General features: G+C 68.4%; 27 protein-coding genes. 4 read left to right on the top strand and 23 right to left on the bottom strand.

The window, feature by feature from the left end; translation table 11 throughout:
- Positions 1–37 precede the first annotated feature (37 nt).
- Positions 38–163, bottom strand: coding sequence for a hypothetical protein (locus ACFPOE_RS18600; RefSeq protein ID WP_376851783.1), 126 nt, complete (start codon positions 161–163; stop codon positions 38–40).
- Positions 164–197: 34 nt separating this feature from the next.
- On the opposite strand from ACFPOE_RS18600, the gene rpoD reads away from it, so the two are divergent.
- Entirely contained in the window at positions 198–2,414 is a 2,217-nt protein-coding gene (gene rpoD / locus ACFPOE_RS18595) for an RNA polymerase sigma factor RpoD (protein ID WP_376851782.1), read from the top strand.
- 359 nt (positions 2,415–2,773) lie between these two features.
- The gene (locus ACFPOE_RS18590) at positions 2,774–3,847 is read left to right on the top strand and encodes an AI-2E family transporter (RefSeq protein ID WP_376851781.1); all 1,074 of its coding nucleotides are present in this window, start codon (positions 2,774–2,776) and stop codon (positions 3,845–3,847) included.
- 159 nt (positions 3,848–4,006) lie between these two features.
- Here the strand turns inward: ACFPOE_RS18590 and ACFPOE_RS18585 are convergent, their stop codons facing one another.
- The 15 genes from ACFPOE_RS18585 to ACFPOE_RS18515 all read right to left on the bottom strand — a co-directional run bounded on the left by ACFPOE_RS18585 (position 4,007) and on the right by ACFPOE_RS18515 (position 16,088).
- Positions 4,007–4,255: a zinc ribbon domain-containing protein gene (locus ACFPOE_RS18585; protein ID WP_376851780.1), complete on the bottom strand. Its 249-nt coding sequence runs from the start codon at positions 4,253–4,255 to the stop codon at positions 4,007–4,009.
- 103 nt (positions 4,256–4,358) lie between these two features.
- Positions 4,359–5,198, bottom strand: coding sequence for a class III extradiol dioxygenase family protein (locus ACFPOE_RS18580; protein WP_376851779.1), 840 nt, complete (start codon positions 5,196–5,198; stop codon positions 4,359–4,361).
- Complete coding sequence (locus ACFPOE_RS18575; protein WP_376851778.1) at positions 5,174–5,590, bottom strand: protocatechuate 4,5-dioxygenase subunit alpha; 417 nt, start codon at positions 5,588–5,590, stop codon at positions 5,174–5,176. Before ACFPOE_RS18575 ends, ACFPOE_RS18580 begins: the two co-directional genes overlap by 25 nt.
- Before the next feature lie 118 nt (positions 5,591–5,708).
- The gene (locus ACFPOE_RS18570; RefSeq protein ID WP_376851777.1) at positions 5,709–7,034 is read right to left on the bottom strand and encodes a sensor histidine kinase; all 1,326 of its coding nucleotides are present in this window, start codon (positions 7,032–7,034) and stop codon (positions 5,709–5,711) included.
- A complete protein-coding gene (locus tag ACFPOE_RS18565) occupies positions 7,021–7,707 on the bottom strand; it encodes a response regulator transcription factor (RefSeq protein WP_376851776.1) in 687 nt (228 codons plus the stop codon). The genes ACFPOE_RS18570 and ACFPOE_RS18565 overlap by 14 nt, the downstream gene beginning before the upstream one ends.
- A 4-nt stretch (positions 7,708–7,711) precedes the next feature.
- Complete coding sequence (locus ACFPOE_RS18560; protein ID WP_376851775.1) at positions 7,712–8,191, bottom strand: Spy/CpxP family protein refolding chaperone; 480 nt, start codon at positions 8,189–8,191, stop codon at positions 7,712–7,714.
- A 115-nt stretch (positions 8,192–8,306) separates the two neighbouring features.
- Positions 8,307–9,308 (bottom strand): aldo/keto reductase, encoded by a 1,002-nt coding sequence (locus tag ACFPOE_RS18555; protein ID WP_376851774.1) that lies wholly within the window; start codon positions 9,306–9,308, stop codon positions 8,307–8,309.
- Positions 9,308–10,264 carry a Gfo/Idh/MocA family oxidoreductase gene (locus ACFPOE_RS18550; RefSeq protein WP_376851773.1) on the bottom strand — a complete coding sequence of 319 codons (957 nt, stop codon included), beginning with the start codon at positions 10,262–10,264 and terminating at the stop codon, positions 9,308–9,310. The genes ACFPOE_RS18555 and ACFPOE_RS18550 overlap by 1 nt, the downstream gene beginning before the upstream one ends.
- Positions 10,265–10,333: 69 nt before the next feature.
- Positions 10,334–11,188, bottom strand: a complete 855-nt coding sequence (locus tag ACFPOE_RS18545; RefSeq protein WP_376851772.1) for a class III extradiol dioxygenase subunit beta — start codon at positions 11,186–11,188, stop codon at positions 10,334–10,336.
- Between the two features lies 1 nt (position 11,189).
- Positions 11,190–11,630, bottom strand: a complete 441-nt coding sequence (gene ligA, locus ACFPOE_RS18540; RefSeq protein WP_376851771.1) for a protocatechuate 4,5-dioxygenase subunit alpha — start codon at positions 11,628–11,630, stop codon at positions 11,190–11,192.
- A gap of 2 nt (positions 11,631–11,632) precedes the next feature.
- Positions 11,633–12,538 (bottom strand): amidohydrolase family protein, encoded by a 906-nt coding sequence (locus tag ACFPOE_RS18535; RefSeq protein WP_376851770.1) that lies wholly within the window; start codon positions 12,536–12,538, stop codon positions 11,633–11,635.
- Positions 12,539–12,605: 67 nt separating this feature from the next.
- The gene (locus ACFPOE_RS18530; protein ID WP_376851769.1) at positions 12,606–13,583 is read right to left on the bottom strand and encodes a tripartite tricarboxylate transporter substrate binding protein; all 978 of its coding nucleotides are present in this window, start codon (positions 13,581–13,583) and stop codon (positions 12,606–12,608) included.
- Between the two features lie 12 nt (positions 13,584–13,595).
- Complete coding sequence (gene ligK, locus ACFPOE_RS18525; RefSeq protein WP_376851768.1) at positions 13,596–14,279, bottom strand: 4-carboxy-4-hydroxy-2-oxoadipate aldolase/oxaloacetate decarboxylase; 684 nt, start codon at positions 14,277–14,279, stop codon at positions 13,596–13,598.
- Positions 14,280–14,316: 37 nt separating this feature from the next.
- Positions 14,317–15,375 carry an amidohydrolase family protein gene (locus ACFPOE_RS18520; RefSeq protein ID WP_376851767.1) on the bottom strand — a complete coding sequence of 353 codons (1,059 nt, stop codon included), beginning with the start codon at positions 15,373–15,375 and terminating at the stop codon, positions 14,317–14,319.
- Positions 15,372–16,088: a substrate-binding domain-containing protein gene (locus ACFPOE_RS18515; protein WP_376851766.1), complete on the bottom strand. Its 717-nt coding sequence runs from the start codon at positions 16,086–16,088 to the stop codon at positions 15,372–15,374. Before ACFPOE_RS18515 ends, ACFPOE_RS18520 begins: the two co-directional genes overlap by 4 nt.
- Positions 16,089–16,207: 119 nt before the next feature.
- Between ACFPOE_RS18515 and ACFPOE_RS18510 the strand changes: the two genes are divergently transcribed.
- Both ACFPOE_RS18510 and ACFPOE_RS18505 read left to right on the top strand, forming a co-directional pair.
- A complete protein-coding gene (locus ACFPOE_RS18510) occupies positions 16,208–17,122 on the top strand; it encodes a LysR substrate-binding domain-containing protein (RefSeq protein ID WP_376851765.1) in 915 nt (304 codons plus the stop codon).
- Positions 17,119–18,108: a Bug family tripartite tricarboxylate transporter substrate binding protein gene (locus ACFPOE_RS18505; protein WP_376851764.1), complete on the top strand. Its 990-nt coding sequence runs from the start codon at positions 17,119–17,121 to the stop codon at positions 18,106–18,108. The genes ACFPOE_RS18510 and ACFPOE_RS18505 overlap by 4 nt, the downstream gene beginning before the upstream one ends.
- A gap of 307 nt (positions 18,109–18,415) precedes the next feature.
- Here the strand turns inward: ACFPOE_RS18505 and ACFPOE_RS18500 are convergent, their stop codons facing one another.
- The 7 genes from ACFPOE_RS18500 to ACFPOE_RS18470 all read right to left on the bottom strand — a co-directional run bounded on the left by ACFPOE_RS18500 (position 18,416) and on the right by ACFPOE_RS18470 (position 24,966).
- Positions 18,416–19,312, bottom strand: a complete 897-nt coding sequence (locus ACFPOE_RS18500; protein ID WP_376851763.1) for a DUF1932 domain-containing protein — start codon at positions 19,310–19,312, stop codon at positions 18,416–18,418.
- Between the two features lie 43 nt (positions 19,313–19,355).
- Positions 19,356–20,342, bottom strand: coding sequence for a tripartite tricarboxylate transporter substrate binding protein (locus tag ACFPOE_RS18495; RefSeq protein WP_376851762.1), 987 nt, complete (start codon positions 20,340–20,342; stop codon positions 19,356–19,358).
- Positions 20,343–20,350: 8 nt separating this feature from the next.
- Positions 20,351–21,055, bottom strand: a complete 705-nt coding sequence (locus ACFPOE_RS18490) for an ABC transporter ATP-binding protein (RefSeq protein WP_376851761.1) — start codon at positions 21,053–21,055, stop codon at positions 20,351–20,353.
- Positions 21,048–21,824, bottom strand: coding sequence for an ABC transporter ATP-binding protein (locus ACFPOE_RS18485; protein WP_376851760.1), 777 nt, complete (start codon positions 21,822–21,824; stop codon positions 21,048–21,050). Before ACFPOE_RS18485 ends, ACFPOE_RS18490 begins: the two co-directional genes overlap by 8 nt.
- Positions 21,825–21,832: 8 nt before the next feature.
- Positions 21,833–22,801 carry a branched-chain amino acid ABC transporter permease gene (locus ACFPOE_RS18480; protein ID WP_376851759.1) on the bottom strand — a complete coding sequence of 323 codons (969 nt, stop codon included), beginning with the start codon at positions 22,799–22,801 and terminating at the stop codon, positions 21,833–21,835.
- The gene (locus tag ACFPOE_RS18475; protein WP_376851758.1) at positions 22,798–23,673 is read right to left on the bottom strand and encodes a branched-chain amino acid ABC transporter permease; all 876 of its coding nucleotides are present in this window, start codon (positions 23,671–23,673) and stop codon (positions 22,798–22,800) included. Before ACFPOE_RS18475 ends, ACFPOE_RS18480 begins: the two co-directional genes overlap by 4 nt.
- 120 nt (positions 23,674–23,793) lie before the next feature.
- Positions 23,794–24,966, bottom strand: a complete 1,173-nt coding sequence (locus ACFPOE_RS18470; RefSeq protein ID WP_376851757.1) for an ABC transporter substrate-binding protein — start codon at positions 24,964–24,966, stop codon at positions 23,794–23,796.
- Positions 24,967–25,101: the final 135 nt, after the last annotated feature.

Genomic DNA, 25,101 nt, shown 5'->3' with positions numbered 1-25,101 from the left:
CAGTTTTTTGAACTCCTGAGGTCTTCATGCCTGCTGCTCAAAAGTCGGGAAAGGCTGCCAAGCCCGCCACGAAACCCGTTGCGAAAAAAGTGATCAAACCGGTGCCCAAACCGACCAGGGCGTCGCCCAGGGCTGCCCAGCCCGCCGCGAAGTCCCAGCCCAAGGTCCCAGTCAAGCCCGCAACGAAAGTGAAGTCCGTGCCTGCATCGAAGTCCCCCGTCGCCAAGTCCGAAAAAGCCACCGCCAAGGAAGAGCTCAAGAAGCCGGCCAAGGCCGCCGCTCCCGTTGCCGAAGTCGTCAAGAAGAAGCCGGGCCGCCCGCCCAAGGCCGCCAGCGCCGACGGCGCTGCCGCTCCCGCCACCGGCGCCAAGCGCGGGCGCAAGCCCAAGGCCGGCAACGAGGCCAAGAGCAGCGACGACATGGACATGTCGGACATCGAGGACGATCTGGCCGGCGAGCCGGTGGTCGAGGCGGCCACCACCACCGAGAAGGTCAAGCCCCTGCGCATGAAGATCAGCAAGGCCAAGGAACGGGCCTTGATGAAGGAATTCGGCCTGGACGAAACCGTCCTGTCCGAGGAAGACATGGCCAAGCGCCGGCAGCGCCTGAAGACGCTGATCACGCTGGGCAAGACCCGCGGCTACCTCACGCATGCCGAGATCTCGGACCACCTGCCCGACAAGCTGATCGACGCCGAGACGCTGGAAGTCGTGGTCACGATGCTCAACGACCTGGGTGTCGCGGTGTACGAGCAGACGCCGGACGCCGAGATGCTGTTGTTGAACAACACCACGCCCACGGCCGCCACCGTCGAAGAAGCCGAGGAAGAAGCCGAAGCCGCCCTGTCCACCGTGGACAGCGAATTCGGCCGCACCACCGACCCGGTGCGCATGTACATGCGCGAGATGGGCACCGTGGAGCTGCTGACGCGCGAAGGCGAGATCGAGATCGCCAAGCGCATCGAAGGCGGCCTGATGGCGATGATGGAGGCGATCTCCGCCTCACCGGCGACCATCGCCGAAATCCTGCGGCTGGCCAACGAGATCCGTGAAGGCCGGGTGGTCATTTCCACCGTGGTGGACGGCTTCTCCAACCCGAACGAGGCCGACGACTACGTGGCCGAGGAAGACTTCGACGAATTCGACGCCGACGACGACGACGACGGCAACGGCGGCTCCAAGGCGCTGACCAAGAAGCTGGAAGAACTCAAGACCCAGGCGCTGGAGCGCTTCGCGCGGATCCAGGGCCTGTTCGAGAAGATCCACAAGATCTACGACAAGGAAGGCTACGGCACGCCGTCCTATGTGAAGGCGCAGACCCAGCTGTCCGAAGAGCTGATGACGATCCGCTTCACCGCCAAGACCATCGAGAAGCTGTGCGACATGGTGCGCGGCCAGGTCGACGACGTGCGCAAGAAGGAACGCGAGCTGCGCCGCATCATCGTCGACAAGTGCGGCATGCCGCAGGAAGTGTTCGTCAAGGACTTCCCGCCCAACCTGCTGAACCAGAAATGGGTGGAAAAGCAGGCCGCCGCCGGCAAGCCGTGGTCGGTCATCATCGCCCGCAACATCCCGCCGATCCAGGAACTGCAGCAGAAGCTGGCCGACCTGCAATCGCGCGTGGTGGTGCCGCTGTCGGAGCTCAAGGGCATCAACAAGCGGATGAACGAAGGCGAGTCGAGCTCGCGCGACGCCAAGAAGGAAATGATCGAGGCCAACCTGCGGCTCGTGATCTCCATCGCCAAGAAGTACACCAACCGCGGCCTGCAGTTCCTGGACCTGATCCAGGAAGGCAACATCGGCCTGATGAAGGCGGTGGACAAGTTCGAGTACCGGCGCGGCTACAAGTTCTCCACCTACGCCACCTGGTGGATCCGGCAGGCGATCACGAGGAGCATCGCCGACCAGGCCCGCACCATCCGCATCCCGGTCCACATGATCGAGACCATCAACAAGATGAACCGCATCTCGCGCCAGCATTTGCAGGAATTCGGCTTCGAGCCGGACGCCGGCATCCTGGCGGCCAAGATGGAGATCCCGGAAGACAAGATCCGCAAGATCATGAAGATCGCCAAGGAGCCGATCTCGATGGAGACGCCGATCGGCGACGACGACGACAGCCACCTGGGCGACTTCATCGAGGACAGCACCAACACCGCCCCGATCGAGGCGGCGATGCAGGCCGGCCTGCGCGACGTGGTCAAGGACATCCTCGATTCCCTGACGCCGCGCGAAGCCAAGGTGCTGCGCATGCGCTTCGGCATCGAGATGAGCACCGACCACACGCTGGAGGAAGTGGGCAAGCAGTTCGACGTGACGCGCGAGCGGATCCGCCAGATCGAGGCCAAGGCCCTGCGCAAGCTCAAGCACCCGAGCCGCTCGGACAAGCTGCGTTCGTTCATCGACACGCTGTAACGCCGGCCACCGCGGCCTGTCGTCCCGGGCTCGCCCCGGGACCCGGGTGCCGACCACAAGAAGCGCCCTCCGGGGCGCTTCCTTTCTTGCAGACGGCATTCTCCAGCTGACGCAGCTCTCAGTCTCGCTTGCGCCGACCGTGCGACCCTCGCTCCGCAGACTCCTTGTCCGCGCTGCGGTGACAGGCGGCGCAGTTCTCGATGTCCTGGATTCCTTCCTCCTGGTGCTCATGCGCCCCTGCCTGGCCGACCCGCAATTGCGGGCGGTTGCGCAACGTCAAGAGCAGCGCTGCAAACTGCGGTTACCGTCGGCTGCGACTCGCCGCTGCCGGTTCCCTGGGCGGGCGCGACAAACGGAACATGAACCTTTCAGGAGCGTCCGCACAGTGGGGAGCGCGTCTGGCATCACTCGCCTTGGCGGTGATGCTGGTGGCGCTCGTCTACCTGGTCCTGGCGCCATTCCTGGCCGCGATCGCCTGGGCCGCAATTCTGGCCCATGTCACGTGGCCGGCTTACCTCCGGTTGAAGGCCGCGCTGGGCAACCGCGTCAACGCGAGTGCCTTCCTGATGGCAGCAGGCGTCGCAGCGGGGCTCGTGCTTCCTCTGATCTCGGTGCTCATCCTGGTCCAGGCGGACGCGGTCGCCGCCTATCGCAAAGCCGCCGTCCTGCTCGATGGCGGAGCAGGCAGCATTGCCGATGCATTGATCGGCATTCCGTGGATCGGCCCGGCATTGCACGACTGGCTCGGTGCCCATCTAGCCGATGTCGCCGGCTTGAAACTCCAGTTCGTCGAGTGGCTCAAGCAGGCATCCGGCCTGCTCCTGGGGCTCGTCGGTGACATGGGCCGGAATATCGGAAAGCTCGCGCTGGCCGTGATGACACTGTTCTTCTTTTATCGCGATGGAGATGCCGCGCTGGCGCAGGTGCGGTTCACGCTGCGCCGCCTGCTGGGTTGGCGCGCCGATGCCTACCTCGCCACCGCAGGCACGATGAGCCGGTCGATCGTCCAGAGCGTGTTGCTTGCTGCCCTGGTGCAAGGAGCCATTGCCGCCCTGGGCTTTTGGATGTTCGGCGTGGGCGCGCCGGTGCTGTTCGGCGTCATCACCGCCGCGGCGTCCGTGATCCCGATGGTCGGTACCTTCCTGGTCTGGGGACCGATCGGCTTGTGGCTGCTGTTGAGCGGTCATCCGCTTCAGGCAGTCGGGATGCTTGCGTGGGGCATCCTGCTGATTCATCCCGTCGACAACTTGCTGCGCTCCCTGCTGGTGAGCAATGCGACACGTGCGCCCATCCTGCTCGTGCTGTTCGGGGTGCTCGGGGGCATCGCCGCCTTCGGCTTGATCGGCTTGTTCCTGGGCCCGGTGATCCTGTCCGTTGCGGCCGCGATCTGGCGTGAATGGGTTGTGTCGACCGGCGGAAAAGACACCGGATGAATGGCGCCAGACGTACCAGGGGGGCGGCGGTTCGGCCTTGCCTCACGCGAATTGGCCCTGCAGCACCCCCTGATGCTGGACGCACGTCGAGTGTTCGCGAAGCCTGGCCCGAAGCTGAAGGCGGTGCGCGGTGAGCCTCTAGCCGGCAAGAATGCCGTCTCAGAACAGGGTTTCCATGTAGCGGTCATCCTTGCCGTCGGTGCGCGGCTCCAGCAGGCTCACCAGCGGCTCGAGCGCGGCGTGGACGGGGTAATCCTTGCCGCATTCGGGGCACTCATAGTTGTGCGTCTCGCCGCTGCCGGCTTCGCGTGAGACGAACACCGCCAGCCGGGCCCCGCAATACACGCAAGGCCTGACGAAACTGACCCGCTCGAAGGCAGGTTGCTGCGACCCGGACGGCTGCTCCATGCTGCTCCCTCGTGCGGCGCCGCGGCGGCGCCTCGATCCAGTATGCCGACGGCCAGTGCCGCGCCGCCAATGCCCCCACGCACGGCGTATGTACCCCGGCCGCTCAGGCCACGGGTTCGAGCGCCAGCATTCCCGCCGCCGTGTTGGAGATCGGGATGTGGTAATTGCCGTGCACCCGTCGCACCGGGCCGGGCACGGCGGCCCGGGCGGCCAGCCACATCAGCAACTCCACGCCCTGCGTGCCGGCCTGTTCCACCAGCTCGTGGATGCTGTAGCGGGTGACCCAGTCGGGCTCCGACACCAGGCTGTCCATGAACTTCAGGTCGAACGGCTTGTTGATGAAGCCGGCCCGTTCGCCATCGAGCTGGTGGCTCAGGCCGCCGCTGCCGATCACCACCACCTTGCTGTCGCTGTCCCAGGACGCGATTGCCTCGCCGACCGCGCGGCCCAGCGCCATGCAGCGCTTGGCGCTGGGAAGCGGAAACTGCACTGTGTTGATGCAGACCGGCACCGTGGCGACCGGGCAGGCGCCCTCCGGCCAGAACAGCTTCAGCGGCAGCGTGAAGGCATGGTCCACCAGCATCTCCTGGCAGGTGGTGATGTCGAACTCGCGCTCCACCAGCCGGTTGATGATGTGCCAGGACAGCTGCGGGTGGCCGCGAAACGGCGGCAGCGTCGGGATGCCCCAGCCCTCGTCGGCGTTGCGGTATTGCGGGGCGGCGCCGACCGCGAAGGTCGGCATCTTGTCGAGGAAGAAATTCAGGCCGTGGTCGTTGTAGAACACCACCGCGATGTCGGGCTTGTGCTCGGCGAGCCAGGCCCGCACCGGAACGAAACCATCGAAGAACGGCTTCCAGTACGGCTCCTGCTGCCGGCCTTTGGCGATGGCGCCGCCGATCGCCGGCACGTGGGAGGTGGTCAGGCCGCCAACGATTCTTGCCATTGCGCGGCCCTCGCGTCGGCGTGGCCGCCCCAGCTGGCGGGCTGGAGGTTCTGCGCCACCAGCCGGTCCTGGAATGCCTGCTTGCTCATGCCGGTCTGCGCGGCGCCCAGGTCCTGGACGTCCAGCCCCAGGATGCCGGCGAACTTGGCCAGGTAATACACGTTGCCGCCCAGCGCCAGCAGGGCGAGCACGTCGCGCTTGCGGATCGCCGCGATCTGCTCGGGGCTCAGCCCATACCGCAGCATGTAGCCCACCTCGTCGAAGCGGAACGTTGCGCGGTTGTCGGCGTCGTTGAAGGAGTAGCACATCTTGTTCAGCGCATAGCCCTTCTGGGCCTGCACGCCGTCGAACAGCGTGGTGCCTGGAATCGGCGCGGTGCCATTGGAACCCATCGAAAGACCCTCCGCTCGGACGATGGGGCCAGTGTGCCGCCGGCAGGCGCAACGAATCCTGATCTGGATCAACTGCGGGTCGAATGGCGCGGGCCAGCGCCGCGGGCCGGCTGGCGCTTCACCGCCCCGGCAGCACCACCTGCACTTCCAGGCCCGGCGCCGCATTGCGGATGGCAAAGCTGCCGCCGTGCGCCAGCGCCACCAGCTTGCACAGGTACAGGCCCAGGCCGACGCCGCCGGTGCTGCGTTCGCGCGCGGCATCGGGCCGGTAGAACGGCTCGGCCAGATGGGCCAGTGCCGCCTCCTCCACGCCGCTGCCGTGGTCGCGCACGGTGATGGCGACGCCCCGCCCCTCGGGCCGCAGCGCCAGCCCGGGCCGATGCGCGGCGCCGGCGCTGTGGCGCAAGGCGTTGTCAAGCAGGTTGCGCAGCAGCAGCCGGACGCGGGCGCGGTCCACCGCGACGGCCGGCAGGCCGGGCGGAATGTCCAGCCGCAGCGGCTGCGCGCCGCCGACCTCGGCCAGCTGCCCGGCCACCTCGCGCGCCAGCGCGCCCAGGTCGGTCGGCTCCAGGTGCAGCGCCGCGTGGCCCTGGCCCAGGCGCTCGCTCTCCAGCAGGTCGGTCACCAGGTCGCGCATCTGCGCCAGGTCGCGCAGCAGCGCCTGGCGTTGCGCCAGAACCTCGGGCGTCTCGGGCAGCAGCTCGGTGTTGACGCGGGCCCGGGTGAGCGGGCTGCGCAGCTCGTGGCTGATCGCCAGCAGCAGCGCCCGCTTGGCCTCCAGCATCTGGTGGATGCCGTGCGCCATGGCGTTGACGTCGCTGGCCAGCTGGCCCAGCTCGTCGCGCCGGCGGATCGGGATCGGCGTGGCGAAGTCGCCGGCGCCGAAGCGCGCCGCGCCGATGCGGATGTCGTCCAGCGGCCGCAGCAGCCGGCGCACGTAGCCGTAGGCCAGTCCGGTCAGCGCCAGCAGCACGGCCAGCGTGATCCAGCCGACCCGGCGCGGGTGGTCCTGCAGCAGCACCAGGTTCAACCCGAGCTGGATGCGGTGGCCGTCGGCGGTGGTCCGCTGCAGCAGCGGCCGCAGGTGCGAGCCCTCGTTGCCGTCCCAGCCGGCGCCATGGCCGCCGCCGCCCGGGCCCGAATCCCAGTTGACCTGCGGCCCGAAGATGCGCACGCTCACCGGCAGCCGCGCGGCCAGCGCGCGCGCCCGCTCGACGCTGGGCGGCGAGCCGATCTCCGCCACCAGCCGGTCCACGTAATCGCCCACCAGCGGCCGCGCCGCCTCGCGCCAGCCGATGGCGAGAGCTTTCTGCATGCCGCCCAGGAACGCCAGCGTCATGCCCAGCGCCAGCAACAGGAACAGCGCCACCAGCCGCAGCCGCAGCGAGTGGCCCAGGGCGCGGCGGGCACGCCGGTGCCAGCGCGCGATGTCAGTCGGGGGCATCGGCCAGCGCCAGCGAATAGCCGGCATTGCGCAGCGTCTTGATGGCATCCAGCGGCTCGAGCTTCTTGCGCAGCCGGCTGACCACGATGTCCACCGCGCGGGTGAAGAGCTCGGCCTCGTGGCCGCGCAGCTGGTTCAGGATGTCGTCGCGGCTGAACACCTGGCCGGGCGAGCGGGCCAGCAGGTACAGCAGGTCGAATTCGGTGCTGGTCAGCTCCACCGGCTGGCCCTGGCGCAGCACGCTGCGGGTCGCCGGGTCCACGCTCAGGCCGGCAAAGCGCAGCGTCCCGGAGGCGCGCGCGGCCGGCGCCGCCACCCGGCGCCGCAGCACGGTCTGCAGCCGCGCCACCAGCTCGCGCGGCTCGAACGGCTTGGGCAGGTAGTCGTCGGCGCCCAGCTCCAGGCCGACCACGCGGTCCATCACCTCGCCGCGCGCCGTCAGCATCACCAGCGGGATGTCGCTCTCCTTGCGGATGGTGCGGCACAGCTCGAAGCCGTCCATCTCCGGCAGCATCACGTCCAGGATGGCGGCGTCGAAGCGGCCCTGGCGCAGCAGCGCCAGGCCGGCGCTGGGCCGCAGCGCCTGCACCAGCTCCAGTTCGAAGCGCGCGCAATAGGCGGCCAGCGGCGCACCCAGCTGCTCGTCGTCGTCGATCAGCAGGATGCGCTGCATCGCCCTACCCGCGGTGCCACCAGTGGCCGCCGTGGCGCCGCTGCATGAACTCGCGCACCTTGGCCTGCTGGGCCGGATTCAGGCTGTCGTAGAAATCGCCCAGCGCGGCGATCACCTCGGGGCTGCGGGCGTTGACGGCGGCGGTCTTCTCGCTCACCAGCGCCTGCGCCTTGGCGCGGTCGAACTTGTCGCCGGCAACCAGCTGCTGCGCCTGCGCCCGCGGATCGGCGCCCTGCGGCAGCAGCACCTGGCGCTGCTCGTGCAGCTTGTCGGCCAGCGCCACCAGCTTCTGCTTCTGCTGCGCGTCGAGCTCCAGCTTGGCCGAGACGCGCTCGATGACGCGGTCGCGCATCCGGGCCTGGTCCTCGGCGCTGCGCTGCCAGCCCGGCCCCTCGTGCCGGTAATGGCTGCAGGCGCTCAGGCCGCCCACGGCGATGGAGGCGCCGAACAGGCCGAACAGGGTGCGTTTGATCCAGGATTTCATGACGGGGCTTCCTTCTTCCATGCGGGGTTGAACATGGCCTTGATCCTGCGCCGCGCCCCGCCGGGGATCATCTCCCGCCGGTTTCGGTTTGTTTCGTTATTTTTCAGCCGCCGCCTCAGAACTCCTCGGTGTCCACTTCGCTGCGCGACTGGGCGCTGTAGCGGTTGCCGTGCACCGTCTGCTGGTTGATCAGCGCCTCCAGCCTGTCCATCATGTCGGGCGACAGCTTGACGTCGGCCGCGGCCAGGTCTTCCTTCAGGTGCTCCACGCTGGTCGTCCCGGGAATCGGGATGATGTGCGGCGCCTTGTGCAGCAGCCAGGCCAGCGCGAGCTGGGCCGGCGTGCAGCCCGCCTCCTGCGCCAGCGCCTTGTACGGCGGCAGCAGCTGCAGGTTGGCGGCGTAGTTGGCCGGCTCGAAGCGCGGCATGCCCTGGCGGATGTCCTTGGGCTGCAGCGTGCTCACGTCAGGCAGCGCATCGCACAGGAAGCCGCGCGCCACCGGGCTGAAGGCGACGAAGGTGGCGCCGAGCTCGGCGCAGGCGTCCAGCACCGCGATCTCCGGATTGCGGGTCCACAGCGAGTATTCGGTCTGCACCGCGGCGATCGGGTGGACCCGGTGCGCCTTGCGCAGGGTGGCCGCCGACACCTCGGACAGGCCGAGCGCGCGCACCTTGCCGGCCCGCACCAGGTCCGACATCGCGCCGACGCTGTCCTCGATCGGCACCTTCTTGTCCCAGCGGTGCAGGTAGTAGAGGTCGATCACGTCGGTCTGCAGCCGGCGCAGGCTGTCCTCGCAGTTGCGCCGGATCGCCTCCGGGCGGCCGTCGATCACGCGCCGCGGCACGCCGTCCTCGCCGGTCACGGCCGCCATGCCGCCCTTGCTGGCGAGCTTGAACCGGTTGCGGTGCGGCTTGAGCACGCGGCCGACCAGCGTCTCGTTGGCGCCGAAGCCATACAGGGCCGCGGTGTCGAACAGCGTGACGCCGGCATCCAGCGCCGCCAGCAGCACCCGCTCGCCCTGCTGCGCCGGCGGCGGCGTGCCGTAGGCGTGGCTCAGGTTCATGCATCCCAGGCCGATGGCGCTGACCTGGAACGGTCCGAATTGCCGCTGCTGCATCACTTGCCCAGCTGCTTCTCGAGCTGGTCCAGCACCTGGTAGCAGGGCAGCACCTGCGCCACGCTGGCGTTGGGCTCGCGCTTGTCCCGGATGGCCGCGAAGAACTCGCGGTCCTGCAGCTCGATGCCGTTCATCGACACGTCGACCTTGGAGACGTCGATCTTTTCTTCCTTGCCGTTGAACAGGTCGTCGTAGCGCGCGATGTAGGTCGCCGTGTCGCCGATGTAGCGGAAGAAGGTGCCCAGCGGACCGTCGTTGTTGAACGACAGCGACAGCGTGCAGATCGCGCCGTTGGCGGCCTGCAGCTGGATGCTCATGTCCATCGCGATGCCCAGCGCCGGGTGGATCGGACCCTGCACCGCATTGGCCTTCACGATCGGGCTGCCGCACTGGTAGGCGAACAGGTCCACCGTGTGGGCAGCGTGGTGCCACAGCAGGTGGTCGGTCCAGCTGCGCGGCTGGCCCAGCGCGTTCATGTTGGTGCGGCGGAAGAAAAAGGTCTGCACGTCCATCTGCAGCACGTTGAACTTGCCGGCTTCGATTTGCTTGTGCACGTAGTGGTGGCTGGGGTTGAAGCGGCGGGTATGGCCGCACATCGCGACCAGGCCGGTCTTCTTCTGCAGCGCGACCACCTCCTGCGCGTCCTTCCAGCTGTCGGCCAGCGGGATCTCCACCTGCACGTGCTTGCCGGCGTTCATGCAGGCGATCGACTGCGCCGCGTGCATCTGGGTCGGCGTGCACAGGATGACGGCGTCCACTTCCTTGAGCGCCAGGCTCTCGGCCAGGTCGGTGGTGACGTGCCCGATGCCGTACTTGTCGGCCACTTCCTTGGTCTTGGCCAGGTCGCGGCTGACCAGGGAAACGACCTCGACGCCGTCGATGTTCCTGATGCCGTCCAGGTGCTTGATGCCGAAGGCGCCGGCACCGGCCAGTGCGACCTTGATTGTCTTGCTCACGAGATTGCTCCTTGAATCCGTTCGGGCCGAGCCGGTCGAAGCCCTTCGACCGGCTCAGGGCGAACGGGGTTACTGGTTTTCGAGGATCAGGTGCCCCACCGCCGTGTTCGACGCGGGCACGTGATAGAAGCGATGGACCACCTTGGGCGGCGGGCCGCCGGCCAGGTCCGACATCGCGCCGCGGGCGATCAGCCACATCACCAGCTCGATGCCCTCGCTGCCGGCTTCGCGCACGTAGTCGATGTGCGGCACGGCGGCCTGGCCTTCCGGGTCGGCGATCATGCGGTCCATGAAGGCGGTGTCGAAGTCCTTGTTGATCAGGCCGGCGCGCGGCCCCTGCAGCTGGTGGCTCATGCCGCCGGTGCCCCAGATGTGGACCTTGAGGTCCTCGTCGTAGCTTTCAACGGCCTTGCGGATCGCCTTGCCCAGGTTCAGGCAGCGCCGGCCGCTGGGCACCGGATACTGCACCACGTTGACCGCGAACGGGATCACCGGGCACGGCCAGGCCTTGGGCTGGCCGTACATCAGCGACAGCGGCACCGTCAGGCCGTGGTCCACGTCCATCTTGTTGACGATGGTCAGGTCGAAGTCCTGCTGGATCACCGACTGCGCGATGTGCGCCGCCAGCTCGGGATGGCCGATCACCTTGGGCACCGGGCGCGGGCCCCAGCCCTCGTCGGCCGGCATGTATTCGGCGGCGGTGCCGATCGCGAAGGTGGGGATCATCTCCAGGCTGAACGCGGTGGCGTGGTCGTTGAAGACCAGGAAGATCACGTCCGGCGGGTTGTCCTTGATCCACTGCTTGCCGAACTCGTAGCCCTGGAACACCTTCTGCCAGTACGGCTCGTCGGTCTTGCCCATGTCCAGCGCGGCGCCGATGGCGGGCACGTGCGAGGTGTAGACGCTGGCGGTGATTCTTGCCATCTCAGAGGCCTTTCTTGTCGGAGCTGCCCTGCGGCTGGCGGTGCGCCTGCGCGTTGCCCCCCTCGCCGATGCGGCGGTTGCCTTCGGCCGAGCGGCCGCCGGAGATCATCATGTTGCGGTATTCCTCTTCGCTCATGCCCGTCATGCTGCCGGCCATCTGCTGGAAGCTCTTGCCGTGGGTGGCGCCCAGCTTGGCCAGGAAGTAGATGTTGCCGCCCAGCGCGATCGCCTTGTTCAGGTCGCGCTCCAGCACGGCCTGCTTCTGCTCCTCGGTCATCGGCCATTCGTCCAGGTAGGCGCGCTCGTCGGCCTTGAACCGCTCCCGGTTCTCGGCCTTCATCAGCGACATGCAGAACTGGTTCAGGTGGTAGCCGCGGCGCGATTGCTCGGCGTCGAAGATGGTCGTGCCGGGCACGTCCAGGTAAGGTTTGTCCAGTGGCATTTTCACTTCCCCCAGTAAAGGCGGGTTGGGTTGTCGACCAGCAATTTTCGCTGCAGTTCGGACGTCGTGGCGATGTGGGGAATGAAGTCCACCAGCAGGCCGTCGTCGGGCATGTGATCCTTCAGATTCGGATGCGGCCAGTCCGTTCCCCACAGCACGCGGTCGGGGAAGGTCTCCACGATCTTGCGGGCGAACGGCACCACGTCGCGGTAGGCATTGCGCTCGCCGTCCAAGGCCGGCGGGCCGGTGACGCTCAGCCGCTCCGGGCAGCTGACCTTGGACCAGACGTTGGGGTACTCGCGCATGAATTTGATGAACAGCTCGAACTGCGGGCCGTCCACCGGCAGGCTGACGTCCGGGCGTCCCATGTGGTCCACCACCACGGTGGTCGGCAGCGCGGTGAAGAAGTCCCACAGCTCGGGCAGGTCCACCGCCTCGAAGTAGATCACCACGTGCCAGCCCAGCGGGGCGATGCGGGCGGCGATCTCCATCAGTTCGTCCTTGGGCGTGAAGTCCACCAGCCGCTTGACGAAATTGAAGCGCACGCCGCGCACGCCGGCCGCGTGCATGTCCTGCAGCTGCCGGTCGGTGACGTCGCGCTTGACGGTGACGACGCCGCGGGCGCGGTCGTCGCAGGACTTGAGCGCATCGAGCAGCGCGCTGTTGTCGGCGCCGTGGCAGGTGGCCTGCACGATCACGTTCTTGTCGAAGCCCAGGTGGTCGCGCAGCGCGAACAGCTGCGCCTTGGAGGCGTCGCAGGGCGTGTACTTGCGCTCGGGCGCGAACGGGAACTGGTCGCCGGGGCCGAACACGTGGCAGTGGGCGTCGACGCTGCCGGGCGGCAGCTTGAACTGCGGCTTGCTGGGGCCGGCGTACCAGTCCAGCCAGCCGGGGGTCTTGGTGAACATCGGGTTTCCTTGCGGGACGGGCCGGACCCGCGCAGCGGTCCGCCCTGTCCTGAACTCATTCAATCAATCAATCGGGTGTGATCTTGGCTTCGCGCACCAGGTTGGCGTAGCGGATGCGCTCGCTGTGCAGCAGCTTGGCGAGGTCGGCCTGGCTGCCGGTGATCACTTCGCCGCCGACCGAGCTCATGCGCTCGCGCACCTCGGGCGTCTGCAGCGCCTTCTGCACTTCCGCATGCAGCTTCTCGACCACTGCCTTGGGCGTGGCGGCCGGCGCCATCAGTGCGTACCAGACCGAGGCCTCGAAGCCGGGGAAGCCGGACTGGGCGATGGTGGGCGCGTCCGGGAAGATCGGCGAGCGCTGGGCGCTGAGCACCGCCAGCACCTTGAGCCGGCCGCTGGCCACGTAAGGCTTGACCTCCAGCGCGTTCATGGCCAGCAGCGGCAGCTGGCCGCCGACGACGTCGGTGATGGCCTGGGCGCCGCCGCGGTACGGCACATGCTGCAGCTGGATGCCGGCTGCGCGGGCGAACAGCTCGCCGGCCATGTGCGGCGTCGAGCCGTTGCCGGGCGAGGCGAAAGAGATCGAGCCGGGCTTGGCCTTGGCGGCGGCGATCAGCTGCGCCACGGTGGAAAACGGCGCCGACGCATTGGCGGCGATCACCACCGGCACCCGGCCGACCAGCGCCACCGGCACCAGGTCCTTCTCGGCATCGAAGGGCGCTGGCGTGTACAGCGCCATGTTGGCGGCCAGCGCGTTGGCGGCCATCAGCAGCGTGTAGCCGTCGGCCGGCGCGTCGATCACCGACTTGACGGCGATGTTGGTGCCGGCGCCCGGCTTGTTCTCCACCAGCACCTGCTGGCCCATGCTGGCCGACAGGCTCTGGCCCAGCGTGCGCGCGACGATGTCGACCGCGCCGCCGGCCGAATAGCCGACGACCACCTTGATCGGCTTGACGGGATATTGCTGGGCCTGCGCTTGCAGCGGCAGCAGGGCGAGAGCGCAAGCCAGGCTGGCAGTGGCGGCGAGAAAATCACGGATGTTCATAGGGTTCCCGGGTTAATCGATATAGCGAAGGCCGGCTTTTTCCAGCGGCCCGCGCATGTTGTACATGTCCAGTCCCAGCACGCCGGAAGCCAGCTTGGCGCGCTTCTCGCCCTCGTTGGCCTCGCGCGCCGTCGCCGCGTCCAGCGTCTTGCGCGCCATCGCGGCCGGCACGACCACCACGCCGTCGTCGTCGGCGACGATCACGTCGCCCGGGGTGACCAGCGCGCCGGCGCAGACCACCGGGATGTTGACCGAGCCCAGGGTGGACTTGACCGTGCCCTTGGAGCTGATCGCGCGGCTCCAGACCGGAAAGCCCATCTCCTGCAGCGTCTTCACGTCGCGGCAGCCGCCGTCGATCACCAGCCCGAGGGCGCCGCGCGCCATGAAGCTGGTGGCCAGCAGGTCGCCGAAGAAGCCGTCGGTATTGTCGGTGGTGCAGGCGGCCACCACGATGTCGCCGGGTTGGATCTGCTCGGCCGCCACGTGCATCATCCAGTTGTCGCCCGGCTGCAGCAGCACCGTGACGGCGGTGCCGGAGACCTGCGCACCGGCATAGATCGGCCGCATGTAGGTCTTCATCAGGCCGACGCGGCCCATCGCCTCGTGCACGGTGGCCGAGCCCAGCCGCGCCAGGCCGTCGGCGGCGGCCTTGTCGGCGCGCTTGATGTTGCGGTAAACCACTCCGAGTTCGAACATGGCTTTCTCCTAATCAGTTGGGGACAGAGCGCAACGCTCACGAGCTAGTGCGGGCAGTCCCCAAAGCCGTACGTTGCTTGAGCTGTTTGTCGAGCAATGGGAACACGCGGCGCACGTTGCCTTCGTAGATCGCGTGCTTGTCGTCGGCGCTGAGGATCTTCGAGGCCTCGATATAGCGCTTGGTGTCGTCGTAGTAGTGGCCGCTTTCCGGGTCGATGCCGCGCACGGCGCCGATCATCTCGGAGGCGAACAGCACGTTCTTGACCGGGATCACGGTGTTGAGCAGGTCGATGCCCGGCTGATGGTAGACGCAGGTGTCGAAGAACACGTTGTTCAGCAGGTGGTCCTTGAGCAGCGGCCGCTTCATCTCCTGCGCCAGGCCGCGGAACCGGCCCCAGTGGTACGGCACGGCGCCGCCGCCGTGCGGGATCAGGAAGCGCAGCGTCGGGAAGTCCTTGAACAGGTCGCCCTGGATCAGCTGCATGAAGGCCGTGGTGTCCGCATTCAGGTAATGCGCGCCGGTGGTATGGAACGCCGGGTTGCAGCTGGTGCTGACGTGGATCATCGCCGGCAGGTCGTGCTCCACCATCTTCTCGTAGATCGGGTACCAGAGCCTGTCGGTCAGCGGCGGGCTGGTCCAGTGGCCGCCCGACGGATCCGGGTTCAGGTTGATGCCGACGTTGCCGTATTCCCTGACGCACTTCTCCAGCTCGGGGATGCAGGTCTTCGGGTCGACGCCCGGCGACTGCGGCAGCATCGCCACCGGCACGAAGTTGTCGGGGAACAGCTTGCTGACGCGAAAGCACAGCTCGTTGCAGATCGCGGCCCAGGTCGAGGACACGTTGAAGTCGCCGATGTGGTGCGCCATGAAGCTCGCCCGCGGCGAGAACAGCGTGATGTCGCTGCCGCGCTCCTTCATCAGGCGCAGCTGGTTGCTCTCGATCGATTCGCGCAGCTCGTCGTCGCTGATCTTCAGGTCGGACGCCCGGGGCATCACCGACGGGTCCTTGATGCCGGCGATCTGCTGGTTGCGCCAGTTCTCCAGCGCCTTGGGTGCGGTGGTGTAGTGGCCGTGGCAGTCGATGATCAGGCTCATTGCTGGTTCCTTGTGGTTGCGGCCGGCTCCATGCCGTTGCGTTGTTTGGCCGGCGCCGCCTCGGGCGACGCCATGAAGGCGAGCAGCTCGCGCACCGCGCCGGCGTGTTGCGACGCGGCGCAGACGCCGCCGCAGAAGGTGGTCGTGACCTGGATCGCCGCGGGTAGCGGCCCGAGCACGTCGATGCCCTCCAGGTTCATCAGTTCGCTCAACTGCTGGAAGCCCAGCGCCACGTCGCCGCGCGCCACCAGCGCGCCGACCGGCACGCCGGGCGGCGCCTGGACGGTGCGGGCCTTGAGCTGGTCGGCGACGCCCCAGCGTTCGAACAGCTTCTGCAGCGCGACGCCGCTGGGGCCGGTGGAATAGCCGATGGTGGGCGCGGCCAGCACGGCGCGCCTGACCGCGTCTTCGCTGGCGATGTCCGGACGCGCAGCACCGGCCCGGACGGCGACGGCGACGCCGGACTGCACCAGGTCCACCTTGCTGCCGGCGAGCACGCTGCCGCCGGCGACCAGCTTGTCGATCGCGTCCGAGGCCAGGACCACCAGGTCGAAGGCCTCGCCGGCCTGCACCCGCCTGGCCGCATCGACGCCGCCGACCGATTCGATCGCCACGGCCTGGCCGCTGCGCTGCCGGTAATCGGACAGCAGTTCGCCCAGCAGCTGGCGGGTGGCCATGGAGGAAATGCCCTTGAGAGCGGGGAGGGAGGCCATGCGGGGATTCTGCGTGCGGGACCCGGTCAAGCCAAGCTGATGTGCCCACTAGCAGCTATAGCATTCCAGCATAATTGCCTCCACGCTATTCAAATCCACTGCCTCTTCCGATTGATCCCTTGGACCTCAAGCAACTCGAATATTTCGTCCGCGTGGCCGAGCTCGGCAGCTTCACCCGCGCCGCCATCGCGTTGGGCGTGGCCCAGCCCGCCCTTAGCCGCCAGGTCCGCCAGCTCGAAGTGGAGTTGCGCCAGAATCTGCTGGTGCGCAACGGCCGCGGCGCCCTGCCGACCGAGGCCGGCAAGCTGCTGCTGGAGCACGGGCGCGGCATCCTGCACCAGGTCGACCGGGCCCGCGAGGAGCTGGGCCGCATCCGCGGCGCGCTGGCCGGCCGGGTGGCGATCGGCCTGCCGCCCAGCCTGGCCAAGGTGCTGGCGGTGCCGCTGATCCGCGAGTTCCGGCGCCGGATGCCGCAGGCGTCGCTGTCGATCAGCGAGGGCCTGTCGATGGGCATGCAGGAATCGCTGGCCAGCGGCCGGCTGGACATCGCGCTGCTGTACAACGCGACCGGCTCGGCCGAGATCGAGGTCACGGCCCTGCTCGAAGAGGCGCTGTTCCTGGTGCAGCGCAAGGCCGGCAGCGCGGCCCGGGCGTCGAAGGGGGCCGTGCCGCTGCGCGAGGTGGCGGCGCTGCCGCTGGTGATCCCGACCCGGCCCAATGCCATCCGCATGCTGGTGGAGGCGGAGATGGCCAACCAGGGCTGCCATCCGAACATCGCGCTGGAGATCGACGGCGTCGCCGCCATCCTGGACCTGGTGGCCGACGGCGCCGGCAACGCCGTGCTGTCGCGCCATGCGGTGGAAACCTCCGCCCGTCCCAAGGCCTTCGTGATGCGACCGATCGGCAAGCCGCCGCTGCACAGCAAGCTGTCGATCGGCATCAGCGCGCACCGACCCGCCACCCTCACCCAGAAGGCCATGCTGGACCTGATCAGCAGCACCGCCAGAAGCCTGCTCACTCCCCGCACCAAATGAACCCAAGCAAACGCAATCTGCTCGCCGCCGCCCTGGCTGCCCTGGGCCTCGGCCCCGCAGCCACGTTAACGGCGATCGCGCAGCCTGCCTGGCCGGCGCGCCCGATCCACATCGTCGTGCCGTTCACGCCCGGCGGCTCCACCGACATCCTGGCCCGCTCGATCGGCAAGGAGCTGCAGGACGCCTGGGGCCAGCCGGTGGTGATCGACAACGTGCCGGGCGCCGGCGGCTCGATCGGCGCCGACAAGGTGGCCAAGGCACCGGCCGACGGCTACACGCTGCTGATGGGGCACATCGGCACGCTGGCGGTCAATCCCTCGCTGTATCCGAACCTGCCCTACGACCCGATCAAGAGCTTCGCCCCGGTGGCCTGGGTGGCGCGCGTGCCCAACGTGCTGGTGGTCCATCCGTCGGTGCCCGCGCACACCGTGCAGGAACTGGTGGCACTGGCGAAGGCCAGGCCGGGCCAGCTGGCCTACGGCTCCGGCGGCAACGGCAGCGCCGCCAACCTGGCGACCGAATACTTCAAGCTTCGCACCGGCACCTCGCTGCTGCACATCCCGTACCGCGGCACCGCACCGGCGCTGGTCGACCTGCTGGGCGGGCAGATCCAGGTGCTCTTCACCGGCGCGCCGGCGGTGCTGGGCCAGATCCGCAACGGCCAGCTGCGCGCCATCGCCGTCTCCTCGCCCAGGCGGATGGATGCGCTGCCGGCGGTGCCGACGGTGGCCGAGTCCGGCTACAGGGACTTCGAGGCCGACCAGTGGTATGGCATGGTCGCGCCCGCCGGCACGCCGCCTGCCGTGATCGCCAAGCTCAACGCGCAGATCAACAAGTCGCTCGACTCGCCCGAGCTGAAGGCGCGGCTGGTCAACGAAGGCGCCGTCGCCGTCAGCGCCACGCCGGAAGCCTTCGGCGCCCACATCGCCCGCGAGATCGCCCGCTGGCAGCCGGTCATCAAGTCGGGGCGGGTGAAGGCGAACTAGACGCTGTCATCCCGGGGTGACCCACTTGCGCCGATGCCGGTTTGCGCGGACGCCGGCAACGGCGCGCGATTCCTGCGTCCGCGCTCAGGCGCTACTCCAAGGCCGCCGGTCGGGATGGGGTGGGCGCAGGGCCATTCGCGGTCGCTACACCGGTTGCGCCGCATTGATCTGGTTGAAGCGGCAGCGGTCGTGTCCATGGGATGACGCCCTCGAGCGTGACCGGAGAACACCCCATCCCGGCCGGCGGCCGTGCCAACCGGCATCCGCGCGGGGGAAAGGTCTGGATCCCGGCTCAGGGCCGGGATGACTACTTCTTGTCGCCGATCAGCCGATCCGCGTAGTCCTGCCAGCGGGCGTCTTTGCCTAAGCCCTCGAACACACCGGCGGCGGCGCGGTCCGCGACCCACTGCTGCTTGTCGGCGATGGCCGCTGCCATCAGCGGCGCGAAGCCGGCTTCGCGCACGGTGTTGGCGGCCTCGCGCATTTCCTCGGCGCGGCGCTTGCCGTGCTGCACCACGCGGCTGAAGAAATACGCGCCCTGCTGCTGCCAGTCGATCGACGGAAACGTCTCCTGCAGCGTGGGCAACACATGCTCCTCCACGCCGTACTTGCGCGCGGTGGTGTAGCTCTCGATCACCAGCGCTTCCAGGCCCTTGATCATCACGCTGCGGCACATCTTGATCGCGCTGGCGACGCCGAGCCGCTCGCTCACCGCCTTCGCGTCCATGCCCCAGCCGGCCAGCAGCGCCGCCAGCTGCGCGGCCTGCCCGCCGCCCAGCAGCATCGGCACCCGGATGCCGTAGGGCGGCACCGACGTCATCACGCCGGCTTCCACGTAGTCGGCGCCGCTGGCGTCGATCAGCGCGGCCGCCTGCTGCTTGGTGCCGGGCGAGGCGGAATTGAGGTCCAGGAACACGCTGCCGGGGCGGATGAAGCGCGCCGCCTCCTGGGCCACGGCCAGGGTGTTCGAGGCGGTGACGGCGGAGATCACCAGGTCGCTGGCCTGGCACAGCTCGCGCATCGATCCGTGGGCCGTGACGCCGTTGCGCGCGCACTGGTGCAGTTCGAAGTCGCGGGTCGCCGGGTCGGCGAACTTCAGGTCCCAGGCCCCCATGGCGCTCACGCCGGGCTTGTCCTTCAGCCCGCTGGCGAAGGTCCTGCCGACCTCGCCATGGCCGACCACGCCGATGCGTTGCAGGTTCATGCTTGCTCCTTGGCCGCCGCCGGGCGCTGCCGGCGGCGCGTTGTCATTGGCGCGGTATTTTGGCGTGGGCGATCACGTCGCCCCAGCGCTTGATCTCGCTGGCCATCAGGGCACCGAGCTGCTCGGGCGTGCTGCCCTGCGCCACCAGGTTCAGCTCCAGCAGGCGCTTCTTCACGTCGGGCTGAGCGACCGCCGCCTGCACCTCGCGGTTCAGGCGCAGCACCACGTCGTGCGGCGTCCTGGCCGGCACCGCCAGGCCGTTCCACGACGAGGCCTTGAACGTCGCCAGCGCGCCGCCGGACTCGCGAGCCGTCGGCACCGCGGGCAGCTGCGGCGCGCGCTTCTCGCCCAGCACCGCCAGCGGCCGCAATGCCTTGGAGGTGATCTGCGGCATCAGCGGGCCCAGGATGTCCAGTGCGGCGTCGATCTGCCCGCCGCGCAGCGCCGTGATCACCGGCGGCGTGCCGTTGAACGGAACCACCTGCAGGTCGACCCCGGCGCTGGCCTTGAACAGTTCGGCCGCCAGGTTCTGGGTGGTGCCGACGTTGGGCGTGCCGATGTTGACCTTGCCCGGGTTGGCCTTGGCATAGGCCAGCAGCTCCCCCAGCGTCTTGAAGCGCCCGCCCTCGGCCACCACGATCGCCAGGTCGAAGCTGGCCATGGTGGAGACCCAGGCGAAATCCTTCAGCGTGTCGAACGGCAGCGACTTGAACAGCGAGGCGCTGACGGCCGTCCCGCTGGAGACCAGCAGCATCGTGTGGCCGTCCGGATCGGCCTTGGCCACCACCTCGCCGGCCACCACGCCGCCGGCGCCGGGCCGGTTGTCGATGATCACCGGCCGGCCCAGGCTGGCGGCCAGCTTCTCGCCGACGGCGCGGGCGGTCAGGTCGGCGGCGCCGCCGGGCGCGTTCGGCACCACGATCTTCAGCGGCTTGGACGGGAAGCCCGCCTGCGCCAGCGCGATGCGTGGCAGCGCGCCGCCCAGTCCGAGCGCAGCCGCGGCCGCGAGGAATCGTCTCTTGTCCTGCATGTCTTTTCCTAGCGGGCGACGCCCAGCAGATGGTCCAGTAATTCCGGCGCGTCGCGCAGGGCCTGCGCCGTGCCCGAGTGCACCACGGTGCCGCGATCGAGCACGACGGCGCGATCCGAGACGGCCAGGATGGCCTGCGGATGCTGCTCCACGATGATGGCCGACAGGCCCTCCTCGCGGGTGATGCGGCGGATCGCGCGCAGCAGTTCTTCCACGATGATCGGCGCCAGCCCTTCCAGCGGTTCGTCCAGCAGCAGCAGCTTGGGATTGACCACCAGCGCCCGGCCGACGGCCAGCATCTGCTGCTCGCCGCCGGACAGCTGGGTGCCCAGGTTGGTCTTGCGCTCGGCCAGTCGCGGGAACATCGCGTACACGCCGTCCGGGTTCCACTTGCCGGGCCGCGCCACCGCGGTCAGGTTCTCGTGCACCGTCAGCGACTTGAAGATGTTGCGTTCCTGCGGCACCCAGCCGATGCCGGCGGCGGCGCGCTGGTGCGACGCCAGCTTGTGCAGCGCCACGCCCGCCAGCGTGATGCTGCCGCCGTGCTGGCGGGTCGCGCCGGCCAGCGTGTTGATCAGCGTGGTCTTGCCGGTGCCGTTGCGTCCCAGCAGGGCCAGGGTCTCGCCCTCGTCCAGCGCCAGCGAGACGCCTTGCAGCACCACCGCCTCGCCATAGCCGGCGCTGAGATCGTCCACGCGCAGCAGTTCAGACATGGACGCCTCCCACGGACTCGTCGCCGTGGCCCAGATACACCGCCTTGACCTGCGGGTCGTTGGCGATCTGGTCCGGCTCGCCCTCGGTGAGCACGGTGCCGTTGACGAGAACCGTCATGCGGTTGGCGAAACTGAAGACCAGGTCCATGTCGTGTTCGATCAGCAGGATGGAGACGTCGGCCGGCAACGCGGCCACCGTCTGCAGCAGCTCCTCGCGCTCGCCGGCGGGCACGCCCGCCACCGGCTCGTCCAGCAGCAGCACGCGCGGCTCGCAGGCCAGCGCGATCGCGATCTCCAGCAGCCGGCGCTTGCCGTAGGCCAGGTGCTCGGTGCGCTGGTTCATCACTTCGGTCAGGTGGAACTGCTCCAGCAGCTGCAGGCAGCGGCCGGCCACGTCCGGGCCGGCGCCGAGCCGGCGCCACACCTGCGCGCCCAGGCCGCGCTGCTGGGACACGACCAGCGCCAGCGTCTCCAGCGGCGTCATGCTGTTGAACAGCTGGTTGATCTGGAAGGTGCGCACCATGCCGCGCCGCACCCGCTGGTGCGGCGGCAGCCGGCTGATGTCCTGGCCTTCCAGCGTGATGCTGCCGCTGGTGGGCTCCAGCACGCCGGTCAGCAGGTTGATCAGCGTCGTCTTGCCGGCGCCGTTGGGCCCGATCAGCGCATGGCGGGCGCCCTTGCGCAGGTTGAGCGTGACGTTGTTGGTGGCGGTGATGCCGCCGAAGCGCTTCACCAGGCCCTGGCAGGACAGGACGATGTCGTCGGTCATGGCGGCGCTCATGATGGCCTGCGCTTTCCGAACCAGGTCCAGGGCTTGAGCAGCCTCTCGCGTCCGACCAGCACCAGCACCACCAGGAACAGCCCGAGCCAGAAGGTCCAGTACTGCGGCGTGATCGCCGACAGCGTGTCCTGCATCAGCTTGAACACGATGGCGCCGGCGACGCCGCCATAGAGCCAGCCGGTGCCGCCGACCACCAGGATCAGCATGACGTCGGCCGAACGGTGGAACTCGAACACGTCCAGCGAGGCGAAGCCGGTGGTCTGCGCCAGCAAGGCGCCGGCGGCGCCCGCCAGGCCGGCGGCGATGGTGTAGACCACGGCCAGCCGCGACGCCACCGGAACGCCGATCGCCATCGCCCGCAGCCGGTTGTCGCGGATCGCCTTGAGCGTCGCGCCGAAGGGCGAGTGGACGAAGCGGCGCGCCAACAGGAAGAACACCAGCAGCACGCACAGCGAGTAATAGGCTGCCGTGCGGCCCGACAGGTCGAAGGAGAAGGTCCCCAGCAGCGGGCCCATGTTGACGCCCTGCAGGCCGTCGGCGCCGCCGGTCAGCCAGTCCAGCTTGTTGGCCAGTTCCAGCAGGATCAGGGCCACGCCCAGCGTCACCATCAGCCGGGTCAGGTCGCTGCCGCGCTGGATCGTCAGGCTGGCCACCGCGCCGAGCAGCAGCGACGCGACGATCGCCACTGCCAGGCCCAGCAGCGGGTCGGGCATCGCGTACTTGGCGAACAGCGCCGCGGTGTAGGCGCCCAGGCCGAAGAAGGCGGCGTGGCCCAGCGACACGATGCCGGTGTAGCCCAGGATCAGGTCCAGCGACACCGCGAACAGCGCGACGATCGCGATCTCGTTGATCAGCGCCGCGTGGCTGGGCAGCACCAGCGGGGAGACGAAGGCCGCCAGCCACAGCGCCGGCTCCCACGGCTTCCAGCGGCTGGCGCGCTTGAGGGACTGGTGCGCATCGATCACGACTTGCCCCCGCTGCGCACGAACAGGCCCTGCGGCCGCCAGATCAGGATCACGATCATCAGGCTGTAGACGATGAAGGCGCCCATCTTGGGGATGTAGTACTTGCCGGCGACGTCGGCCACGCCCAGCAGAAGCGCGGCCAGCAGCGGGCCGGTGATCGACGAGGTGCCGCCGACGGCCACCACGATCAGGAAATAGATCATGAACTTGAGCGGGAAGCTCGGGTCCAGCCCCAGCACCTCGGCGCCCAGCGCGCCGCCCAGGCCGGCCAGGCCGGAGCCGAACGCGAAGGTGGACAGAAAGACGATGTTGACGTTGATGCCCATGCCGGCGGCCACCCGCTGGTCGTCCACCGAGGCCCGCAGCCGGCTGCCGAAGCGGGTCGACGCCAGGATGTACTGCAGGCCCACCGTCAGCGCCGCGCAGACCGCGATGATGAACAGCCGGTAGTGGCCCATGCCCAGCGTCCAGGCGCCGCTGCCGATCTCCGAGCGGCCCTTGAGCCACTCGGGCAGCTGCAGGATCTGCTGGGTGGAGCCGACGAAGTAATCCACCGCCGCCACCGCCATGAAGGTCAGCCCGATCGAGAACAGCACCTGGTCCAGGTGCGGCCGGTTGTACAGCGGCCGGTACAGCGTGCGCTCCAGCACCCCGCCCAGCAGCGCCGACACCAGGAACGCGATCGGCAGGCAGGCCAGGAACGGCACGCCGGCCCGCTGCATCAGCAGCACGGTGGTGTAGCCGCCGACCATGGCGAAGGCGCCATGGGCCAGGTTGATGAAGTTCATCAGCCCCATGGTCACCGCCAGCCCCACGGCCAGGATGAACAGGAGCATGCCGTAGGCGATGCCGTCGAAGAGGATGGTCAGCATGGGGAGTTGGGTGTCATGCCGGACCTGATCCGGCATCCATACATTGGAGCGCCAACGATGGATCCCGGCTCAAGGCCGGGACGACAACCGCATTGTCATCGTGCGATGACAACGCCGTTGTCACTTGCTCTTGCCGGGGTCCTTGACGTCCTTGATCACGTCGAACTCGACGTTGTACAGCTCGCCGTCCTTGCGCTGCACCTTGCGCAGGTAGATGTTCTGGACGATGTCGCGGGTCTGTGCGTCGATGTAGACCGGGCCGCGCGGGCTCTCGAAGATCTGGCCCTTCATCGCGGCCAGCAGCGCGTCGCCGCCGCCCTTGCCGCCGGTCTTCTTCAGCGCTTCGTAGATCACGCGCATGCCGTCGTAGCCGCCGACGGCCATGAAGTTGGGGCGCAGGCCCTTGTTGGCCTTCTTGAAATCGGCCACGAACTTCTTGTTCATCGCCGACGGATGGGCCGCCGAATAGTGGTGCGAGGTGACCACGCCCAGAGCGCCGTCGCCGATATCGTTGAGCTGGTCGTCGTCGGTCACGTCGCCGGTGCCGATCATCTTGATGCCGGCCTTGTCCATGCCGCGCTCGATGAACTGCTTCATCACGGCCGCGCCGGCGCCCGAGGGCACGAACACGAACAGCGCGTCCGGCTTGAGGTCTCGCACCTTCTGCAGGAAGGGCGCGAAATCCGGGTTGCGCAGCGGCACCCGCAGCGACTCCACCACCTGGCCGCCGTTGAACTGCAGGCGCTCCTTGAAGAACTTCTCGGCGTCGATGCCCGGGCCGTAGTCGCTGACCAGCGTCACGACCTTCTTGATGCCGTTCTTGGGCGCCCAGTCGGCCAGCGCCACCGATGCCTGCGGCAGCGTGAAGCTGGTGCGCACGATGTAGGGCGACGCTTCGGTGATGCTCGAGGTCGCGGCGGCCATCACCACTTCGGGGGTCTTGGACTGGGTGGCGATCGGCGCGGTGGCGGTGGCCGACGGCGTGATGCCGAAGCCGGCGAGCACGTTGACCTTCTCGTTGACCACCAGTTCCTGCGCCAGGCGGCGCGTCACGTCGGGCAGGCTGGTGTCGTCCTTGACGATCAGCTGCACCTTCTTGCCGGCGACCGTGTCGCCGTTGAGTTGCATGTAGAGCTTGGCGGCCGCCTCGATCTGGCGGCCGGTGGTGGCCTGCTGGCCGGTCATCGGCAGGATCAGCCCGATCTTGAAGACATTGTCCTGCGCCAGGGCCAGGCCCGTGACGGATAGCAGGCTGGCAGCGATCGCGGCCTGGATCAGGGTTCTCTTGTGCATCAATGTCTCCTAGAGGGGATGGTGGAACGCGATCGGCGCCTGGTGCGCGGCGTGAGCGATTCTCGGTCGAACACGGGTGAATTGAAAGCTTGGCTCGGGTCTATCAGATATTGGACTTCGGCATAGCCGAAATAC

Origin of the sequence: Caenimonas terrae (assembly GCF_042655405.1) — a bacterium.
Lineage (GTDB): Bacteria > Pseudomonadota > Gammaproteobacteria > Burkholderiales > Burkholderiaceae_C > Ramlibacter > Ramlibacter terrae_A.
The sequence above is the reverse complement of the archived record's forward strand: the minus strand, read 5'-3'. Positions and strand labels throughout refer to the sequence as shown.

Bases quoted from the DNA above. Each gene is read 5' to 3' on its own strand.
- ACFPOE_RS18565 (WP_376851776.1), bottom strand. From the start codon at position 7,707: ATGCAGCGCATCCTGCTGATCGACGACGACGAGCAGCTGGGTGCGCCG.
- ACFPOE_RS18500 (WP_376851763.1), bottom strand. From the start codon at position 19,312: ATGAACCTGCAACGCATCGGCGTGGTCGGCCATGGCGAGGTCGGCAGG.
- ACFPOE_RS18490 (WP_376851761.1), bottom strand. From the start codon at position 21,055: ATGTCTGAACTGCTGCGCGTGGACGATCTCAGCGCCGGCTATGGCGAG.
- ACFPOE_RS18545 (WP_376851772.1), bottom strand. From the start codon at position 11,188: ATGGCAAGAATCACCGCCAGCGTCTACACCTCGCACGTGCCCGCCATC.
- ACFPOE_RS18470 (WP_376851757.1), bottom strand. From the start codon at position 24,966: ATGCACAAGAGAACCCTGATCCAGGCCGCGATCGCTGCCAGCCTGCTA.
- ACFPOE_RS18515 (WP_376851766.1), bottom strand. From the start codon at position 16,088: ATGGCCTCCCTCCCCGCTCTCAAGGGCATTTCCTCCATGGCCACCCGC.
- ACFPOE_RS18570 (WP_376851777.1), bottom strand. From the start codon at position 7,034: ATGCCCCCGACTGACATCGCGCGCTGGCACCGGCGTGCCCGCCGCGCC.
- ACFPOE_RS18495 (WP_376851762.1), bottom strand. From the start codon at position 20,342: ATGCAGGACAAGAGACGATTCCTCGCGGCCGCGGCTGCGCTCGGACTG.
- ACFPOE_RS18560 (WP_376851775.1), bottom strand. From the start codon at position 8,191: ATGAAATCCTGGATCAAACGCACCCTGTTCGGCCTGTTCGGCGCCTCC.
- ACFPOE_RS18575 (WP_376851778.1), bottom strand. From the start codon at position 5,590: ATGGGTTCCAATGGCACCGCGCCGATTCCAGGCACCACGCTGTTCGAC.
- ACFPOE_RS18520 (WP_376851767.1), bottom strand. From the start codon at position 15,375: ATGAGCCTGATCATCGACTGCCACGGCCACTACACCACCGCACCCAAG.
- ACFPOE_RS18535 (WP_376851770.1), bottom strand. From the start codon at position 12,538: ATGTTCACCAAGACCCCCGGCTGGCTGGACTGGTACGCCGGCCCCAGC.
- ACFPOE_RS18585 (WP_376851780.1), bottom strand. From the start codon at position 4,255: ATGGAGCAGCCGTCCGGGTCGCAGCAACCTGCCTTCGAGCGGGTCAGT.
- ACFPOE_RS18485 (WP_376851760.1), bottom strand. From the start codon at position 21,824: ATGACCGACGACATCGTCCTGTCCTGCCAGGGCCTGGTGAAGCGCTTC.
- ACFPOE_RS18530 (WP_376851769.1), bottom strand. From the start codon at position 13,583: ATGAACATCCGTGATTTTCTCGCCGCCACTGCCAGCCTGGCTTGCGCT.
- ACFPOE_RS18505 (WP_376851764.1), top strand. From the start codon at position 17,119: ATGAACCCAAGCAAACGCAATCTGCTCGCCGCCGCCCTGGCTGCCCTG.
- ligK (WP_376851768.1), bottom strand. From the start codon at position 14,279: ATGTTCGAACTCGGAGTGGTTTACCGCAACATCAAGCGCGCCGACAAG.
- ligA (WP_376851771.1), bottom strand. From the start codon at position 11,630: ATGCCACTGGACAAACCTTACCTGGACGTGCCCGGCACGACCATCTTC.
- ACFPOE_RS18475 (WP_376851758.1), bottom strand. From the start codon at position 23,673: ATGCTGACCATCCTCTTCGACGGCATCGCCTACGGCATGCTCCTGTTC.
- ACFPOE_RS18590 (WP_376851781.1), top strand. From the start codon at position 2,774: ATGAACCTTTCAGGAGCGTCCGCACAGTGGGGAGCGCGTCTGGCATCA.
- ACFPOE_RS18580 (WP_376851779.1), bottom strand. From the start codon at position 5,198: ATGGCAAGAATCGTTGGCGGCCTGACCACCTCCCACGTGCCGGCGATC.
- ACFPOE_RS18555 (WP_376851774.1), bottom strand. From the start codon at position 9,308: ATGCAGCAGCGGCAATTCGGACCGTTCCAGGTCAGCGCCATCGGCCTG.